The sequence below is a fragment of the Legionella stuttgartensis genome (assembly GCF_977063405.2).
This window is the reverse complement of sequence record NZ_CDRUHA020000071.1, coordinates 130525-148209: the sequence shown is the minus strand read 5'-3', so window position 1 is coordinate 148209 and position 17685 is coordinate 130525. Positions and strand designations below refer to the sequence as shown.

Below are 17685 nucleotides of genomic sequence, written 5' to 3'. Positions count from 1 at the left end.
AGTATATAGTAGGCTTGGTAATTCAGTTGTGATGATAATGAAAACATGCAGTAATCACTTACTTATGTTTTCCATTACATCATGGCTTGAAAACACTGAGTAACCTTTTGAGGAAAGACATGTCAAACGAAATAGAAGTTAAGATTCCTGATATTGGTGGAGCGACTCAGGTTGATGTGATTGAAATAATGGTTCAAGTAGGAGATCAAATCGAAGTTGATACCCCTCTCATTACTTTGGAATCAGATAAAGCCAGCATGGAGATTCCTTCTCCAGTTGCGGGGAAAGTCACAAAACTGAATATTAAAGTAGGCGATAAAGTATCTGAAGGCGATATGATTCTTTTGGCCACCGTTGAAAAAGAATCGAATACTGAAAAAGAATCGAATACTGAAAAAGAATCGAATACTGAAAAAGAATCGAATACTGAAAAAGAATCGAATACTGAAAAAGAATCGAATACTGAAAAAGAAATTGAAACCCAAGCTTCTAAAAAAGAACCAGTCAATACAGAGACAAAAGAGCCTAAAGTTGCACAGGAAAAGAAATCAGAGCAAGTAAAAGAAGTTAAAGTTCCAGATATTGGCGGGGCAAGTCAAGTAGACGTGATTGAAGTAATGGTTCAAGTTGGAGACCAAATTGAACTGGATACTCCGCTTATTACATTGGAATCAGATAAAGCCAGTATGGAGATCCCCTCTCCAGTTGCAGGAAAAGTCACAAAACTGAATATTAAAGTAGGTGATAAGGTATCTGAAGGTGATTTGATTCTTTTAGCTGCTACAGAAGATGGTTCGGTAACTGAAGAAAAAGTAACCGCTATCGCTGAGCAGAAACCATCAAGTGCTCCTGAACCACAAAGCGCAATAGAGTCTAAAAAAAGTGAAGCAGTTGCCACACAACCTGTTCTTACTGAGCAAGCAGAATCTTCAAAATTAATTGCTGCAGGTCCAGCTGTAAGACGCATAGCTCGAGAATTTGGTGTAAATCTGGCTGAAGTTAAAGGTACTGGTCGTAAGGAACGTATTACTAAAGAAGATGTACAAGCCTATGTGAAAGGGCGTCTCAGTGAACAACCAAGTCAAGGAGCTTTTGGTATTCCACCTAATCCAGTAATTGACTTTACTCAATTTGGTGAGATTGAAACCAAACCACTTAATAAAATTAAAAGGCTTACTGGAGTTAATGTACATCGATCTTGGATAACAATTCCTCATGTCACACAATTTGATGCAGCAGATATTACTGATGTTGAGGCATTTAGGAAGTCGGAAACAGAACGTGCTAAAGAAAAAGGATATAAGTTAACATTGCTGGCATTCGTTTGTGCAGTAGTGAGTAAAGCACTAAAAGCATTTCCTCAATTTAATGCATCTTTAGATGCTACCGGCACCAACCTTATTTATAAAAAATATTGCAATATAGGTATTGCAGTAGAAACGCCTAATGGTTTGGTTGTTCCTGTAATTAGAAATGTTGATAAGTTAACTGTTGCTGAAATTGCAATTGAAATGACCCGTTTAAGTACTAAGGCTCGAGATAAAGGTTTGATGCTCACTGATATGTCAGGAGGGTGTTTTACTATTTCCAGCCTAGGTGGAATTGGTGGCACATCATTCACACCTATAGTGAATAGCCCCGAAGTAGCTATTCTTGGATTATCTCGCTCGGAGATAAAACCTGTTTATGAAAATGGTACATTTCAACCAAGGTTAATGTTGCCTTTGTCTCTCTCATATGATCACCGAGTTATAGATGGGGCTGAAGCGGCACGGTTTACTCGTTTTATTTGCGATAGCTTAAGTGATATAAGACGAATTTTACTCTAATTTTTAAATATCTAATTAAAGAGGCTTGTAATGGCTAATAAAATAAAAACAGATGTCGTTGTATTAGGAAGTGGCCCTGGTGGATACACAGCGGCATTTAGAGCAGCAGATTTAGGAAAAAAAGTAGTATTGGTTGAACGTTATGATTCATTAGGTGGTGTTTGTTTAAATGTGGGTTGTATCCCGTCTAAGGCATTATTGCATATTGCTAAGGTTGTTGATGAAGCCCATGAAATGTCAGAGCAAGGTGTCAGCTTTGGTAAACCCAAGCTGGATAGTAAAAAAATCGTTGCATGGAAGAACTCAGTAGTTTCGAAACTCACAGGTGGTTTGAAGGCCCTATCAAAACAGCGTAAAGTCGAAGTCGTTACAGGTGTAGGTAAGTTTTCAGGCACGCATCAAGTAACTGTCGCTACTAAAGATGGTGCGGTAGAAGTTGAGTTCGAAAATGCAATCATTGCAGTGGGCTCTGAATCCATTAATTTACCTTTTATTCCGGAAGATAAACGTATTTTTAGTTCTACAGGAGCTTTAGAGCTGGCTGATATCAAAGGTAATTTATTGGTATTAGGTGGGGGAATTATTGGTCTGGAAATGGCCACAGTTTATGCATCTTTAGGTGTTGAGGTAACTGTTGTTGAGTTTATGGATCAGCTGATTCCTGGCGCTGATTTTGATTTGGTTAATGTTTTGCAAAAACGCATGCTGAAAAAAGGTGTTAAATTCCTTTTGAAAACTAAAGTAACTGCCGTTGAAGCCAAAAAAGATGGTATTTATGTCTCTATGGAAGGTGAACATGCAACAGACAAGCCACTTTGTTTCCAACAGGTTCTTGTTTCTGTTGGTAGAAAACCTAATGGTGGTGCAATTGATGCAGAAAAAGCGGGCATAAAAGTCGATGAGCGTGGATTCATTAAGGTTGATAACCAACAAAGGACCAATGTATCACATATTTTTGCTATTGGTGACGTTGTTGGACAGCCAATGCTCGCACATAAAGCAATTCCTGAAGGTAAAGTCGCAGCAGAAGTTATTGCGGGTAAAAAACATTACTTTGATCCTAAATGTATTGCTAGCGTTGCCTATACAGACCCAGAGATTGCTTGGGCAGGCCTAACTGAAAAAGAAGCCAAAGAAAAAAATATCCGTTACGAAAAAGCTACTTTCCCTTGGGCTGCCAGTGGTCGTGCTCTTAGTATGGGCCGAGAAGAAGGTATGACTAAATTATTGTTCTGCCCAGATACGAATCGTATATTAGGCGCAGGAATTGTGGGGATTAATGCAGGTGATTTAATTGTTGAAGCTGCATTAGCAATTGAAATGTGTTGTGATGTTGAAGATATCGCGTTAACAATACATCCTCATCCAACACTTTCTGAAACTATTGCTCAAGCAGCAGAGGCATTTGAAGGAACAATTACTGACCTATACTTGCCAAAAAAGAAAAAAACTAATGAATAGTAGGTAGTACGCAATATGGGGCAGTGGGGTGTCGCTTCCATTAAGTAAAGTGATTTATATTAATCTTTGTCATCTCCGCGAAGGCGGAGGTCCATTTTAGAGTGACTTAGCGCTTCATGTAGAAATAGATTCCCGCGTTCGCGGGAATGACAAAAGTCTTGAACTTAATAGCAGCACAGCGCAATATGGGGAGTTGATGGAATCACCTGGATTCCAATTCGCTGCATCCAAGCTATGATTATTTGTTTAGGAGCGACAAGGATGACACTTAACATTCGACGCATGACTGAATCAGATATTGATAATGTGTATGCAATTGAAAAAGATGTTCATATTGCTCCATGGGATCGGGACATTTTAAGGGATTGTGTACGTGTAGGATATGATTGTCGTGTATTCGAAATAGATGATAAAAATAGTCTAATTATTGGTGGCTATATCATTTGTAGGCACAGTAATAAGTGTTGCCATATTTTAAATTTCTGTATTGCTAAATCCTTTCAATCCAAAGGTTTCGGACGCCAATTCTTACAAAGAGTACTGCATTCATTAACAGAATCACGGAATATTGATCATGTGGTCCTTGAGGTGCGACCTAGTAATGAAGCAGCATTACATCTTTATAAAAGCGTGGGATTTGAGCAGGTTGAAATTAAACCAGCTTATTACGTAGAAGATAACCATGTTGAAGATGCAATTGTGCTAAAGAAAATATTACCCATTTAAATTGAAATTCAATTTAATTTTTTTTATAAAAATACTCTGTCAAGGCTGTTTTTTAGTTTTTTCTTTGTTATCATATACGACCAATTTTATAAACCCTTTTAATTTCCATTCCTGTGGATAACTTTTCTCGTAAGATTCTATTTCTTTTGTTCCTTCTCCTAAAAAATTAATATACTCCTTATACAGAGCCAAACTATCTTTTTATCACTGATGTTGTGAAAATAAGTTTTATCCACAAAAACTGTGGATAAGATTGTGAATAGGATTATAAATTACTTGATAAATAAGCGCATTTTGAGGTGCCTCAAAATTAACCAATGAAAAGGGGGCTTTGTTACAGAAAAATGCAACAAAGCGGGTTATAAACATGTTATTTTACTGTATGCGGCGCTATAATGATGAGGTTAATTTGTACACCGTGGGTTTTGTCATTTCAAATTACCATGACAAATATAAATTGCGTGTGGTACTCTCTAACATCTTGAAAATGCAATTTTTTTACTAATTGCAACTGTTAATTCAGATTGATTTAAAGATTTATTTGTTGAGAACATGTCATGAGAAGAGCAAAATCCAAACTTAATCCTGCCCCGCAAACTGCTCAAATTGATAATTTAAGCCATGATGGAAAAGGTATTGCACGTATTAATGGTAAAGCAACGTTTATTCAAGGTGCTTTGCCGGGTGAATTTGTTGAGTTTCAATATACCAGAATAAAAAAGGATTTTGATGAAGGATTCTTGCTTAAGGTTCTTGAACCATCTTCTTTACGTGTTGAGCCCAAATGCCCTCATTATTCGATGTGTGGTGGTTGCTCAGTTCAGCATATGAGTGAAGAAGAACAAATTCATTTTAAACAAGATCAATTACTCGATTTATTGGCACGATATGGCCATACCCAGCCACAAATTATACTTCCACCTTTAGTTGCTGGATATTGGAACTACCGGAATAAAGCCCGACTTAGCGTTCGTTATGTAGAGAAAAAACAAACATCAATGGTTGGATTTAGAGAGCGCAGTAATCCTCGCTATATTACTGAGATTACTCAATGTCCTGTTTTAAATGCAAAGCTTGATGCCGATATTATTCCATTAAGACTATTGATTAACTCGATGCAAGACAAGCATTGTATTGCACAAATTGAAGTTGCAGCAGGGGACGAGGAGGTTGCTCTTATTTTCAGAAACTTAACTCCATTAAGTGCTGAGGATGAGTTGAATATTCAAAAATTCGCTGAAGAGTATCAATATAAAATTTTCCTCCAGCCAGGCGGCCCAGATAGCGTATATTGTTTTTATCCACCTAACGCAAGTGAATATCTCAAATATACATTGCCAGATTATCAGATTATTTTTGCATTTCATCCTACAGATTTTACCCAAGTTAATTCGGCATTAAATCGTTCTATGGTGCCCCAAGCAATACAACTAATGGACTTAAAAAGTACTGATATCGTGCTAGACTTATTTTGTGGGCTTGGGAATTTTTCACTCCCAATGGCTAAGTTTTGTGCCAAAGTGCTCGGTGTTGAAGGCAGTAAAAATATGGTTGAAAGAGCATATATGAATGCAAAACTGAATCATATTCAGAATGTAGACTTTTATGCAGCAAACTTGGATGATGTAAGTGAAGTAAAAAAACTGGTGCAACAACCTTGCAACAAAGTGTTAATTGACCCTCCTCGATCGGGTGCACTTGAAATTGTGAAACAAATTGATTCACTTAACCCAGAGCGTATTGTATATGTCTCATGTAATCCCGTAACATTAGCTCGGGATACAGATATATTAGTCAATCAAAAAGGCTATACGCTGATAAAAGCAGGGGTAATGGATATGTTCCCCCATACTGCTCATGTTGAATCAATCGCATTGTTTAAAAAGGATAAAACTGATGGTTAGAGTAAAAGATACAGTCCCATTGTGCGAAGATGGAAGCATCGATGTAGATTTGTGGCTTCATCAGTTAGGTGCAAAGGGTTATTTGGATAATCTTGAACTCATTCGCAGTGCATGTACATTAAGTCAACTTGCAGGGCAAGAACATGCTACAGAAACAGGACAATCTTGCTTACAACAAGGATTGTCTATGGCCGATTTGCTTGCAGATCTTGAGGTGGATCAAGAAACACTTGCAGCAGCAATTATTTTTGAAAACGTGCACTATGCTGATTTATCCATTGATGATGTGGTGGAGCAATTGGGTCCGAATATTGCTAAATTGGTGACAGGCATAGAGCGCATGAGCGCCATGCATAGTTTTCAAGGATTAAACAAATACCCGCAAAATAAACAACAAATTGATAACATTCGTAAAATGTTATTAGCGATGGTAGATGATGTTCGTGTGGTATTAATTAAGCTTGCTGAACGCTTGTGTGTTTTAAGAACAGCCGGGCATTTATCTGAAGAGTTACGAAAGCAATTAGCTACCGAAGCGATGGAGATTTATGCTCCTTTGGCCAACAGGTTGGGAATTGGGGCAATTAAATGGGAAATGGAGGATATGGCTTTTCGCTATTTACATCCTGAAGATTATAAAGCGATTGCCAAAGGCCTCAAAGCAAAACGATTGGAACGAGATAGTTTCGTTGACGCTATTGTTGCTCAATTAAATGAACAAATTAAAGCAAATGGAATAGAACATTTTGCTGTCTATGGACGTTCAAAACATATCCATAGTATTTATAAAAAAATGACGCGCAAGAATGTCTCACTTGATGAAATTTATGATGCTACTGCTGTGCGTGTTCTTGTTGATACCAAGCCTCATTGTTATGAAGTCTTAGGTATGGTGCATACGCTTTGGAAACAAATCCCCGCTGAATTTGATGATTATATTATTAATCCTAAAGCTAATGGTTATCAATCGTTGCATACAGCGGTTAAAAGCCCCGAGGGTAGAGTTTTTGAAGTGCAAATAAGAACATTTCTTATGCATGATTTGGCGGAAATGGGAGTTGCAGCACATTGGAAGTATAAAGAAGGCGGCTTCAAACAGAAACAAAGCCATGAGCGTAAAATTGAATGGCTACGTGATGTATTAGCGTGGCATCGTGAAATGGCAAGTAATAAGGGTGTTCCTGAAAGTACCACCACCGAGTTTCTTGAAGATAGGGTATATGTTTTTACTCCCGACGGAGATGTTCTTGATTTACCTCAAGGTGTTACATCTTTGGATTTTGCCTATCACGTTCATAGTGATTTAGGGCACCGCTGTCGGGGTGCACGTATAAATGGGCATATTGTACCTTTGACTTATCAACTAAAAACAGGTGATAAGGTAGAAGTTTTGACTGGGAAAGAAAGCAAACCTTCTCGTGACTGGATCAACCCTCACTTAAATTATCTCAAGACATCACGAGCTAAAGCTAAAGTTTTGCATTGGTTTAAAATGCAAGATTATGATAGAAACATTCAAGAGGGGCGTGAGTTACTTGACAAAGAATTAAAATCTTTAGGGATAAAATCTGATAAACTTAATGAGGTTGCTACAGCACTTCATTTCAAAAAACTTGATGACCTTTATGCAAATCTAGGGCGTGGTGATATTAAAATAGGGCAAATTGTTAGCAAACTTGCTCCACCTGTTACTTCAGAGCTCAATCTTGAACGATTTGTTAAACCCCAGTCAAAGCCAGAAATTACTGGGAGTGATCTGCGTATCGAAGGTGTGGGTAATTTGTTAACTTTTATGGCGCGATGTTGCCAACCTGTACCAGGTGATTCAGTGATTGGTTATATCACTATAGGTCGAGGCGTATCAGTACATAGGCAGGATTGCCCTAATATTATTCATGCTAGTGAGCGACAAAAGCAGCGCTTCTTGCAGGTTAGTTGGGGTAGTGCGACACGTGAAAACTATGTGGTTGATATATTGATCAAAGCGTTTGATCGCTCTGAGCTTTTAAAAGACGTCACATCGCTTCTTGCTAATGAAAAAGCGCACGTTTATGCATTGCAAACCCATAGCAATAAACAAGAAAACATGGCTTATATCACTTTAACGGTCGATGTTGACGGGCTCAGTAGCCTATCTCGACTACTAACAAAGCTAGAGCAAATTCCTAATGTGCTCGAAGCGAGAAGACAAATCTAATCGTGTCCCCGGGTATCGCAAAGCGAAACCCGGCACATCCTTAGTTAAAAAATAAATCCTGCAACAACAGCACGATGCTCGCTCAATAGAACATTATAGGTACGACACGCTGCACCTATAGACATGCATTCTATACCTATTCGTTGATCTGCAAACTGCTTCATAATTGACAGAGGCAGGAGTTTTCCGGTATGTTCATGACCAATGATGATGATTTCCGGTTTAAATTGCGTTAATAAATTCATATAGTGTTCATCAATTTCCTGAATGTCTTTAATTGGCAGATCACTAATGATTTCTGTTTTAGAAACAATTAAACTGCGTTCATAAACAATGGAATTAATCTGAATTTTGTTATCACTATAAGCTTGCACCGCATGTAATTCTGCGGATTCTAAATTGATCTTCATAGTTTAGAATGGTTCAATGAGTTATATATGGCTGTAAGTATACTACAGAGGTCAATATTATGAGTCAATTTCCGCGTATAAATCGTTTGCCACCTTATGTTTTTAATACATTAACCCAATTAAAAACTGAAGCGCGAGCACGTGGAGAGGATATTATTGATTTTGGTATGGGAAATCCCGATCAGCCAACACCACCACATATTGTAAACAAACTCATCGAAGTGGTGCAAAGACCCGATACTCATCGCTATTCTATGTCTAAAGGCATTCCAAGACTAAGACGTTCTATGGCTTCCTGGTATCAACGTAATTATGATGTACACCTAAATAGTGAAACACAAATATTAGCGACCATTGGTTCGAAAGAAGGACTAGCACATCTGGCATTAGCGATAAGTGGACCTGGGGATACAATTTTAGTTCCTGATCCAGCATATCCTATTCATACTTATGGATTTATTATTGCTGGTGCTAACGTAAAACAGATTCCTCTTATTAATGAAACTCAATTTTTAGCTTCAATAGAAGATACAATTAATCGTAGTTTGCCTAAGCCTAAAGCATTGGTAATTAATTTCCCGGCAAATCCAAGTACGCATTGTGTCGATTATGCGTTTTTCGAGCAAATCATCGATTTGGCAAAAAAACATGAAATTTGGGTGATTCATGATCTAGCGTATGCTGACATTGTTTTTGATGGGTATAAAGCACCTTCGATACTTCAAGTTCCAGGTGCTACAGATGTAGCAATTGAAACTTATTCGATGTCTAAATCCTACAATATGCCGGGTTGGCGCGTTGGGTTTGCTTGTGGAAATGAAGAGTTAGTCGCAGCACTTACTCGGATTAAATCTTATTTAGATTACGGCACATTTACACCCATCCAAGTTGCAGCGATTGCTGCATTAGATGGCCCCGACGAGTGTGTACATGAAATTAGAGAATTATATGAAAAGCGACGTAATATTCTTTGCGATGGGTTGAATGAAATTGGTTGGGAAGTTACTCGTCCCAAGGCAACTATGTTCGTTTGGGCACCTATTCCCTCCCATTATCAACATATGGGTTCGCTTGAGTTCAGTAAATATTTATTAAAAGAAGCTCATGTAGCCGTATCGCCAGGAATTGGTTTTGGGCAACAGGGTGATAGTCATGTTCGTTTCGGTCTAATAGAAAATAAAGATCGGATGCGTCAGGCATTAAGAAATTTAAAAGCATTGTTTCGCAGAGATGGATTGATTAAGGCGGAACAAATATGCATGTTGTGATTAACTCGGAATGTAATTCGATCCCTGAGCATGCCAAGCCACTAAATTCGGAAGGGAATGTATTACTCAATTTTTTGCTGTGTCTTGGCTATGATCCTACTAATCCACCTTATGCCGATTTATTAAGGCAATATCATGATTTAGAAGGTGAGTGGTTTGTATTGACCCCGGTTTATTGGGAGGCAACGCACAATGATGCGATGATTGTTGCTTTGGGTAGTGAACTGCAACTTGAAGAATACGAAGCGAAGTCATGGTTTAATTTATTCTCCGAGTATCTGGCAGAAGAAGGTATCGCTCTTCATTATCATAATTCAGAAACATGGTTGCTTAATAATAAAAAATCCTCATTGAATGCCAAGCCACCGCATCATTTATTAAATCAATCATTAATGCCCCAATTAGCCCTATTGGATAATACGATGTACTGGCAAAAGTTTATTACAGAAAGCCAAATGCTTTTTGCCTCCAGGCCTAATCAATCCTTGGCTAATGGATTATGGACTTGGAGTAGTGCAAAACTTGAGAGTAAAATGCCGATTCGTATTTGTGTTGATGAGCATTTCGATTCATTAGCACAACTATGTAGTTCTCAAGTTTCTTTATATAGGCCATCAATAGCACTTAAGGATTATCAGATTTTATTGCTTACTGAGTATTCTATTCTCAGTGAACCACATCAAAAAGAATTGAACGAGATGCCGACTCATTGGTATTGGAACAATGTGGCTTACTCTATAAGTGCTAATCGTTGGTATGTTCGTTTATGGAGAAAACTAATTCATGCTTATTAAACAACGCACCAGAACTTCTCAACCCTTGGATTTACCCAATATACCAGACGTACTAAAACGAATATTCGCAAACAGAGGGATTACTGAGCTCTCTCAATTGGATAAACAACTCCAAGCTTTATTGCCTTTTGATAGCTTAATGGGAATAGATAAAGCGTGCCTGCGTTTGGAAAAAGCATTACGTGAACAACATAGAATTCTAGTTATTGGTGATTTTGATGCCGATGGTGCGACCTCAACAGCACTCGCTATGACTGCATTACGTTCTATGGGCGCTCAGTTTGTAGAGTATTTAGTGCCTAACCGTTTTGAGTTTGGTTATGGTTTAACTCCGCAAATAGTTGAAGTTGCCAGCAAATGGAATCCCGGGTTGATTATCACCGTGGATAACGGCATTGCTAGTATTGATGGTGTAGAAAGGGCAAATCAACTAGGGATCGATGTTTTAATTACGGATCATCATTTGCCTGCTGAAACTCTTCCAAATGCTTGTGCTATCGTAAATCCCAACCAACGGGATTGTAAGTTTCCTAGTAAATCGATTGCAGGGGTGGGGGTTATCTTTTATGTCATGCTGGCTTTAAGAAGACATCTGGTGAATACCAATTGGTTTCGTGAAATGAATATTACCGAACCCAATATGGCGAGCTTTTTGGATTTAGTTGCTTTAGGAACTGTAGCCGATGTTGTAGGGCTGGATCAAAATAATCGCATTATGGTGAATCAGGGCCTAGCAAGAATACGTCAAGGTCTTTGTCGTGCTGGAATTAAAGCATTAATTGAGGTCTCTGGACGTGAGTGCGCACGACTTAGAGAATCCGATTTGGGGTTTGCTATTGCGCCAAGACTCAATGCTGCTGGGCGATTGGACGATATGGCTTTGGGTATTGAATGTTTAATTACTTCAGATCAGCAACAAGCTAGAAATTATTGCCAGCAACTTGATGAATTAAATGAAGAAAGAAAGCAAATTGAAACAGAAATGAAAGAGCAGGCGATGGTCGCATTGGAAAAACTTGCTCTAAGTACTGATTACAACAGTACGCACTTACCTATAGCACTGTGTCTTTTTGATAAAACCTGGCATCAAGGAGTAATTGGAATTTTAGCAGGACGCATGAAAGAACGTTATCATCGTCCTGTTATTGCCTTTGCAGAAGTAAGTGAAGATGAGTTGAAAGGATCGGCACGTTCGGTTCCGGATTTAAATATTCGAGATGTATTGGCGGCAATAGATAAGGACCATCCTGGACTTATTAATAAATTTGGTGGCCATGCTATGGCCGCGGGTTTGAGTATTCACCCGCGTTCTCTTAAAGCATTTCGAGAAGCCTTGGTTTCTGAAGTGAGTAGGCACATTGATTTGTCGCAATGTGAAGGAGAGTTACTTACTGATGGACCCTTACAGCCTGAAGAGTTTAGTCTTGAAATTGCTCAATTAATTCAGCAGGCTGGTCCATGGGGACAGCAATTTGCTGAGCCGGTTTTTGATAATGTTTTTGAAGTGTTGGATCAACGACTGGTGGGGAAAAATCATTTAAAAATGACCTTAGTGACAACAAAAGGTGATCAACAAGTGGATGCGATCGCGTTTAATGTCGACTTAAAATCCTGGCCAAACCATAGAGTTAAATATGTCCATGCAGCTTATAAGCTGGATATCAATTTTTATCAAGGTCGAACCCGGTTACAATTACTTATTCAAGCAATGAATGCTGTAAATCCAGAGTAATCGTGGACAGCCTCGGGTGCCGCGCATCGAAACCCCGGTTGGAACGATTGATTCCCATTTTGTTCCCCGGGTTTCGCTGCGTGGCACTCGGGGTACTACTTCAGTCATATTTTTGTACAAATTTTTTTTGTTCAGGTTATAATTGGTTCTTTTTTAATTGAATAATAACAGTGTCAAACATTTTGCTATCACCTTTATCTATTGCCCCAATGATTGATTGGACTTACAGTCATTTTCGAGTTTTTATGCGTTTGTTGGCTCCGCATGCGCTTTTGTATACAGAAATGCAAACTACTGGAGCGATACAAAATAATCCTGTGCGCTCTCTGCTATTTAATGTAAAAGAACATCCTATAGCTGTGCAGCTTGGTGGTTCGGAGCCCGATGCTTTAGCGCAAAGTGCTCAACGTGCCGAACAAGAAGGATATGATGAAGTGAATATCAATCTTGGTTGTCCTAGTGATAAAGTTCAAGCAGGGCGTTTTGGTGCCTGCTTGATGAAGGAACCAAAGCGGGTTGCTGATTGCATTCGCGCTATGCGGCAAACAGTTTCTATTCCTGTGACAGCCAAAACCCGAATAGGTATCGATCATCAAGACAGCTATGAATTTTTTAGTGATTTTGTGCATCAATTAGTTGAGGCAGGAGCACAAAAAATTATTGTTCATGCGCGTAAAGCTTGGTTAAACGGTTTAAATCCCAAACAAAATCGGACAATTCCACCGGTTAACTACGAGTATGTTTATCGTCTTAAAAAAGAAATTCCTGAGATTCCGGTGACGATCAATGGTAATATATTGAATATAAATGAAATTAAGGAGCACCTTCAACATGTTGAAGGGGTTATGCTCGGGCGTTTAGCATGTGACAATCCTTTTCAAATAGCAACAATACACCACTCGCTTTATCCAAAGAATCAAAAAAGCACTCGGAGCCAAGTGTTTCATGACTATTTGGATTATTTGCTTGAAGAATACAGCAAAGGCGTTTCCCTTAGTTTGCTAGTAAAACCTATATTCAATCTTGCTTTTGGTTTACCTGGCGCCAGTCAATGGAAAAAAAGGCTGATGCTGATTTTGCAAGATAAAAATCTTTCTATATTTCAAGAATTAAGTGAATATTTACAGAATATTGAATATCATGCAGAGAGTTCATAAAGATCAGGCTATTCTGTCAGATTGTAACCCGGGGTGACTGTGATAGAAACCCGGGTTACGCTTCGCTGCACCCAGGCTACAATGCTAAATAAGTGGCTGGGCTTCGCAAGCCCGGCTCACACTTTCCGGAGATCCCGTACTGCGTTTGGGATTACTGTTTAATAAACGCTGGGAGCAAAATTTTCTTCTGCATCTTCTCGTAACAGTGTTTGTGCTTTGTCATAGAAAATTTGCGATGTTTCTCCTCGTTTATTGAAAAACCAGTGATCTTTCTTTTTAGCTGAAGCATCAATCATTCCAGACACTTTTTCTACAGTTTTTGAGAAATTGACCAAGCCTGTTTCTGCTTTCTCGATTTCTTGCAGGACAGCGTACATTCCTTTAGGAATGAGATTCTCCTCACCGGTAGTTTTTTTAACTTTTTCACCACCAAAATAACCAATATCCCATTGTGTGTCTATAATGAGGTATTTAATTACTTCTAATAAAGCCTTATTTGCAGCTTCTTTAGGAGAGTCTGGAGTAAAAATTGACTCTCTATGAATCTTGATGTCATCAACTAATCCATTTGCTTTTCTTGCTTCCAGTTGCCATTCCGAAACTTGAGGTAAATGTTCTAATTGAAACGTTAAAAAAGCCTTTTTATAGTTATTTTTTTCAACTTTATCTAAATTAGATTTTTGCAAGTCAGCATAAATAGTATGGATAAGCGTCGTACGCAGTCGTGTTTCATATTCAATAAAGTTAGAGGAGCTCGAGGAACGTTCTTCAGTAACAATCGAACTATGGCCTGCAGCTTTTATGCATTCTTGCATCTTTGTAAGTTGTTCTAAAGCTGATTTAGATTTGACATCACCTAACTGAGCTAAAAATGCTTTAGCTTGTCCTCTAATTTGTAACTGAAAAAGTAAATCGGCGAAACGATCTTTCTGCTGTTTGCCAGCATCTTTATACCAAGTAAAAACTTGTTCAACGATTTGTGCTAATTCATTGATATCGATAACGCTGTATTGCCTTGATCGCGTTAATTGGAACTCATATAAATTAGCATATAACTTCAACATTGGGCTTAGGCATTCAGTAATTTTAGCCTTGTCTGTTGGATCCGTTTTCGCATATTCAGCGCCAGTAGTTGCTGTTAAGAAAAGTTTGGGTCCATACATGACCATCACTGCCGGAGTTTCTCCGGTGCCTGTGTTATTGAGATACGATACTAATTTTTGTCTTTGTCCTCTTGGTAATTGGTGGAACGCACTATCAATACTTTCTACAAATAAGCGAGTCCTTGCTTCATATTTTCCTGCTTCATTGATTGTAATATAGTTGCTGTCAAAATATTGTATTGTTTTAAATAAATGACAACGCAGCATCTGTGCGATACGTGTTACGGCTAAATCGTGCGATGAGGGATCTGAGCTCAGAATATCTGGGATCGCTTTTGCTAATATTTTGCGATACAGAGTATAGGCTTCCTCAGCAGCCTCCTTATCTAATTCTGGCTTTTGAGCTACAGCACATAATGTGTTGTAAAGTAAATTGATTTTTAAATGGATTTCAGGTGTGCTTCCTGCCGCACTGATCATTGAATCAGAAGGTTTTGCACCAAAAATATCAAAGCAATGATGAACGAATACGAGTTCGGCGAGGTAAGGGTATTTTTTGTAGGCGGCAAAAAATAAATCTAATCCTTTTTTAATTCCTGAAAACGGAATTTCACCTTGAATAATTTGAGCAATGTTCATTTCATTGCATAAATTGAATAATTCATCACATAAAATGAATGCTTTTTTATTTTGTTCTTTTTCTGCAGGAGCAGGTCCTTCCCATAATAAATATTCCGTAGCGGTACAATTTTTTTCTTGCGAACCGACGAAACCATAAAGCTCTAAAGCAATATCATGATCAACATATTCTTTTGCTCGTGCAAATTGATTAACATCGGTCGGAGAAGTTTCTTTTGCTTCAGTGCATTTAATATAGTTTCCAGATGGAAGTCGAATTAAATAATTCCCTTCGATATCCCTATGTACTGCATTTTTAATGCGATCCCCTTTCCCTGCATCATGGAGTGCTAAATGCAAATAAAATGCTTCTTTATTTATTCTACAATGTTTTTCTAAACTCAGCAGAGTTGCATATTCGTATGACATGCCTAAAATACCATTCGAAAACGCGGTGCCATAATTGTATTGAGCAGCTAATTTATAATAGAGAAGGCTATTAGCTGTTCGTTTAAATTCAACTCCTAATTTGCCATCTTGTTGTAGTAAGGCACATGCACTTTCGGTCGGCATTAATCTTGACCTTAGCATGATAACAAAGAGGCCTGTTAGGGCCGTGTATTTTTTCTCTGTAGTCGGTTGTTGCAATGCTTTATTGATATCCTGAATCATTGATTCTGGTAAATCATCGTCCCCAGTAAGTTGTACGAATGCTTCGATCTCTCTAGCCCATTGCAATAGATTTTCACGTAATGCATTTTTATTCTCGGCTTCTGATGTTTCGGCACCAAGAAAATCTTTCATTGCTGCATCCAGGTTCTCCTGGGCTTGTAGTTTGAGTTGTTGTTGCAGTTCCAACAATGTTGCTTTTATCCAAAGTGAATTAACTTTTTTCTCTTTTTCTGGATCAGTTTTTCCTTGTTGCTTTAAGTTATATAATTCAGCTTTTAATTTAATGATATTTTTATAACAATTAAATAGGCTCGATTGTCCTTTGACACAACCTGCTGCAGTGAGATGTAATAAAGAAGTAAAGAATATGGGATCTATTTCTTTACCATAAATAAAGTTTTCATCACTTTCTATTGCGATATCGTCTTTCTCTACTGGAAGAGAAGAATCAATTAAAACCCCGGTGTTATTCACCATACGTAAACGGAGACCGTCCGCAGGTACTTGAATAGTATCCCTAAACATCATTTCTTTGATAACTTCAGTGCCAATGAAGTGTTTCCACTTGATTATTCCTATTAATGCCATAAGAGATGCAACAACATCATGAGGCCAAAATCCCTTATATTTAGAACTTTTTATAAACTCCACCACTCCAGTGAGTAGCGCAGGGGAATACTGTCCAGTTAATACTGGATAGGCCCGAGATATAACGTCTTTAGCATCTTTTATTGATTTTACTTCACTGTACAGGGGTAGAGTTCGAGTTGTTTTCGAAACTACATGGAATGCATTGTTATAGGTTAAAGCAGATACTGCAAAAGCTGCCTTGCTCGCATCAGTGCTACGTGAATTGTAGGGGAGTTTATTAGGGTCTTCTACATTACTTTGATAATCATCTTTTTCATAAGGTTTATTATAACCCATGTTAATAAGACTATACTTCTTCTTTTCTTCTGGGGGTATTTGTGCCAGAAAATCACTAACTGCGTTAAACGACGCGATATTAATTATAGTTGTATCTTCAGGACCTGTAAGTTTAATTTTTTCTAACCAATCATTGGGTTGGTTCTCGGGACTTAAAAGACAACTTGAATGTGCATGTACATCAGATTGTTGGTAATACTCAATTAGTTCTTTTGACGGATAGAAGGCATCACTTTGTGATGGCTCATGGTGGTATTTTTGAAGTTGTTCATTATACCTGTAATAACTTGTCACTGGACCTGCAATTACTTCAGGTAAATAACCTTTGGGTAGGTTAAATTGTTTCTGCAATTTTTCAATGTACATTTTTAAATATAAAGCACGCAGACCGTATTTTCCGTCAGGCCGTTGAACCCCATATTCATCGCAAGGAATTTCATCGCTTGTTAGTAATGTAATCTGGGTTAAAGGATTTATAAATCCTGAAGCCTTTGCTTGGATCATGAGATGGATTGTTGCTAGTAAATCATCTCCATCTTTTCCTGGGTCGGTAAAAAACACTATTTGTACCATATTATTATCTCCTAATAGATTTGAAAGCAGTTCTTTTATCATGGTTTTATAATAAAAATAAATAGTTATCTTTATTTACAGGAAGGGGGAGTTATGATTTTTTGGGTTTATCAATTGTATAGTTTGTACAAAGCATTTCATGTTTAACTAATTTAAGATAATGTGACTTTGTTATAAGAGATATATTGCGATACGAACATCACTTGGCTACTAAAATATTGTATACTATGAGAGAAAATTGCGGAAAATAATATTTTAGTTGTCTGTTTTGTCAGAAACTTTTCCTTTCACTAAGTTAAACCATGAAGATTCAC

11 protein-coding genes are annotated in these 17685 nt (G+C 38.0%); 9 read left to right on the top strand and 2 right to left on the bottom strand.

Translation table 11 applies throughout. The annotated features are described in order from the left end of the window. The first annotated feature begins 119 nt into the window (after positions 1 to 119). The 5 genes from aceF to relA all read left to right on the top strand — a co-directional run bounded on the left by aceF (position 120) and on the right by relA (position 8117). Complete coding sequence (gene aceF, locus ACWTEW_RS25255; RefSeq protein ID WP_454780855.1) at positions 120 to 1829, top strand: dihydrolipoyllysine-residue acetyltransferase; 1710 nt, start codon at positions 120 to 122, stop codon at positions 1827 to 1829. A gap of 30 nt (positions 1830 to 1859) precedes the next feature. Continuing rightward, positions 1860 to 3290 (top strand): dihydrolipoyl dehydrogenase, encoded by a 1431-nt coding sequence (gene lpdA, locus ACWTEW_RS25250; protein WP_454780854.1) that lies wholly within the window; start codon positions 1860 to 1862, stop codon positions 3288 to 3290. A gap of 261 nt (positions 3291 to 3551) precedes the next feature. Next, positions 3552 to 4016: a ribosomal protein S18-alanine N-acetyltransferase gene (gene rimI, locus ACWTEW_RS25245; protein ID WP_454780853.1), complete on the top strand. Its 465-nt coding sequence runs from the start codon at positions 3552 to 3554 to the stop codon at positions 4014 to 4016. Positions 4017 to 4573: 557 nt separating this feature from the next. Beyond that, complete coding sequence (gene rlmD / locus ACWTEW_RS25240; RefSeq protein ID WP_454780852.1) at positions 4574 to 5920, top strand: 23S rRNA (uracil(1939)-C(5))-methyltransferase RlmD; 1347 nt, start codon at positions 4574 to 4576, stop codon at positions 5918 to 5920. Then, positions 5913 to 8117, top strand: a complete 2205-nt coding sequence (relA, locus tag ACWTEW_RS25235) for a GTP diphosphokinase (protein WP_454780851.1) — start codon at positions 5913 to 5915, stop codon at positions 8115 to 8117. The genes rlmD and relA overlap by 8 nt, the downstream gene beginning before the upstream one ends. Positions 8118 to 8161: 44 nt before the next feature. Here relA and ACWTEW_RS25230 read toward each other — a convergent pair whose 3' ends face one another. Further along, the gene (locus tag ACWTEW_RS25230; protein WP_454780850.1) at positions 8162 to 8527 is read right to left on the bottom strand and encodes an Mth938-like domain-containing protein; all 366 of its coding nucleotides are present in this window, start codon (positions 8525 to 8527) and stop codon (positions 8162 to 8164) included. 59 nt (positions 8528 to 8586) lie between these two features. On the opposite strand from ACWTEW_RS25230, the gene alaC reads away from it, so the two are divergent. From alaC to dusA, 4 genes are all read left to right on the top strand, one after another. Next, positions 8587 to 9795 carry an alanine transaminase gene (gene alaC / locus ACWTEW_RS25225; protein ID WP_454780849.1) on the top strand — a complete coding sequence of 403 codons (1209 nt, stop codon included), beginning with the start codon at positions 8587 to 8589 and terminating at the stop codon, positions 9793 to 9795. Further along, positions 9783 to 10589, top strand: a complete 807-nt coding sequence (locus ACWTEW_RS25220; RefSeq protein ID WP_454780848.1) for a hypothetical protein — start codon at positions 9783 to 9785, stop codon at positions 10587 to 10589. Before alaC ends, ACWTEW_RS25220 begins: the two co-directional genes overlap by 13 nt. After that, the gene (recJ, locus tag ACWTEW_RS25215; protein ID WP_454780847.1) at positions 10579 to 12321 is read left to right on the top strand and encodes a single-stranded-DNA-specific exonuclease RecJ; all 1743 of its coding nucleotides are present in this window, start codon (positions 10579 to 10581) and stop codon (positions 12319 to 12321) included. The genes ACWTEW_RS25220 and recJ overlap by 11 nt, the downstream gene beginning before the upstream one ends. A 170-nt stretch (positions 12322 to 12491) precedes the next feature. After that, on the top strand, positions 12492 to 13478 hold the full coding sequence (gene dusA, locus ACWTEW_RS25210; protein WP_454780846.1) for a tRNA dihydrouridine(20/20a) synthase DusA: 987 nt from the start codon (positions 12492 to 12494) through the stop codon (positions 13476 to 13478). 158 nt (positions 13479 to 13636) lie between these two features. Here dusA and ACWTEW_RS25205 read toward each other — a convergent pair whose 3' ends face one another. Next, positions 13637 to 17371 (bottom strand): hypothetical protein, encoded by a 3735-nt coding sequence (locus tag ACWTEW_RS25205; protein ID WP_454780845.1) that lies wholly within the window; start codon positions 17369 to 17371, stop codon positions 13637 to 13639. Positions 17372 to 17685 lie beyond the last annotated feature (314 nt).

Excerpts from the sequence above, each read along its gene's own strand:
- alaC (WP_454780849.1), top strand. The coding sequence starts at position 8,587 with ATGAGTCAATTTCCGCGTATAAATCGTTTGCCACCTTATGTTTTTAAT.
- rlmD (WP_454780852.1), top strand. The coding sequence starts at position 4,574 with ATGAGAAGAGCAAAATCCAAACTTAATCCTGCCCCGCAAACTGCTCAA.
- relA (WP_454780851.1), top strand. The coding sequence starts at position 5,913 with ATGGTTAGAGTAAAAGATACAGTCCCATTGTGCGAAGATGGAAGCATC.
- ACWTEW_RS25230 (WP_454780850.1), bottom strand. The coding sequence starts at position 8,527 with ATGAAGATCAATTTAGAATCCGCAGAATTACATGCGGTGCAAGCTTAT.
- ACWTEW_RS25220 (WP_454780848.1), top strand. The coding sequence starts at position 9,783 with ATGCATGTTGTGATTAACTCGGAATGTAATTCGATCCCTGAGCATGCC.
- aceF (WP_454780855.1), top strand. The coding sequence starts at position 120 with ATGTCAAACGAAATAGAAGTTAAGATTCCTGATATTGGTGGAGCGACT.
- rimI (WP_454780853.1), top strand. The coding sequence starts at position 3,552 with ATGACACTTAACATTCGACGCATGACTGAATCAGATATTGATAATGTG.
- lpdA (WP_454780854.1), top strand. The coding sequence starts at position 1,860 with ATGGCTAATAAAATAAAAACAGATGTCGTTGTATTAGGAAGTGGCCCT.
- ACWTEW_RS25205 (WP_454780845.1), bottom strand. The coding sequence starts at position 17,371 with ATGGTACAAATAGTGTTTTTTACCGACCCAGGAAAAGATGGAGATGAT.
- recJ (WP_454780847.1), top strand. The coding sequence starts at position 10,579 with ATGCTTATTAAACAACGCACCAGAACTTCTCAACCCTTGGATTTACCC.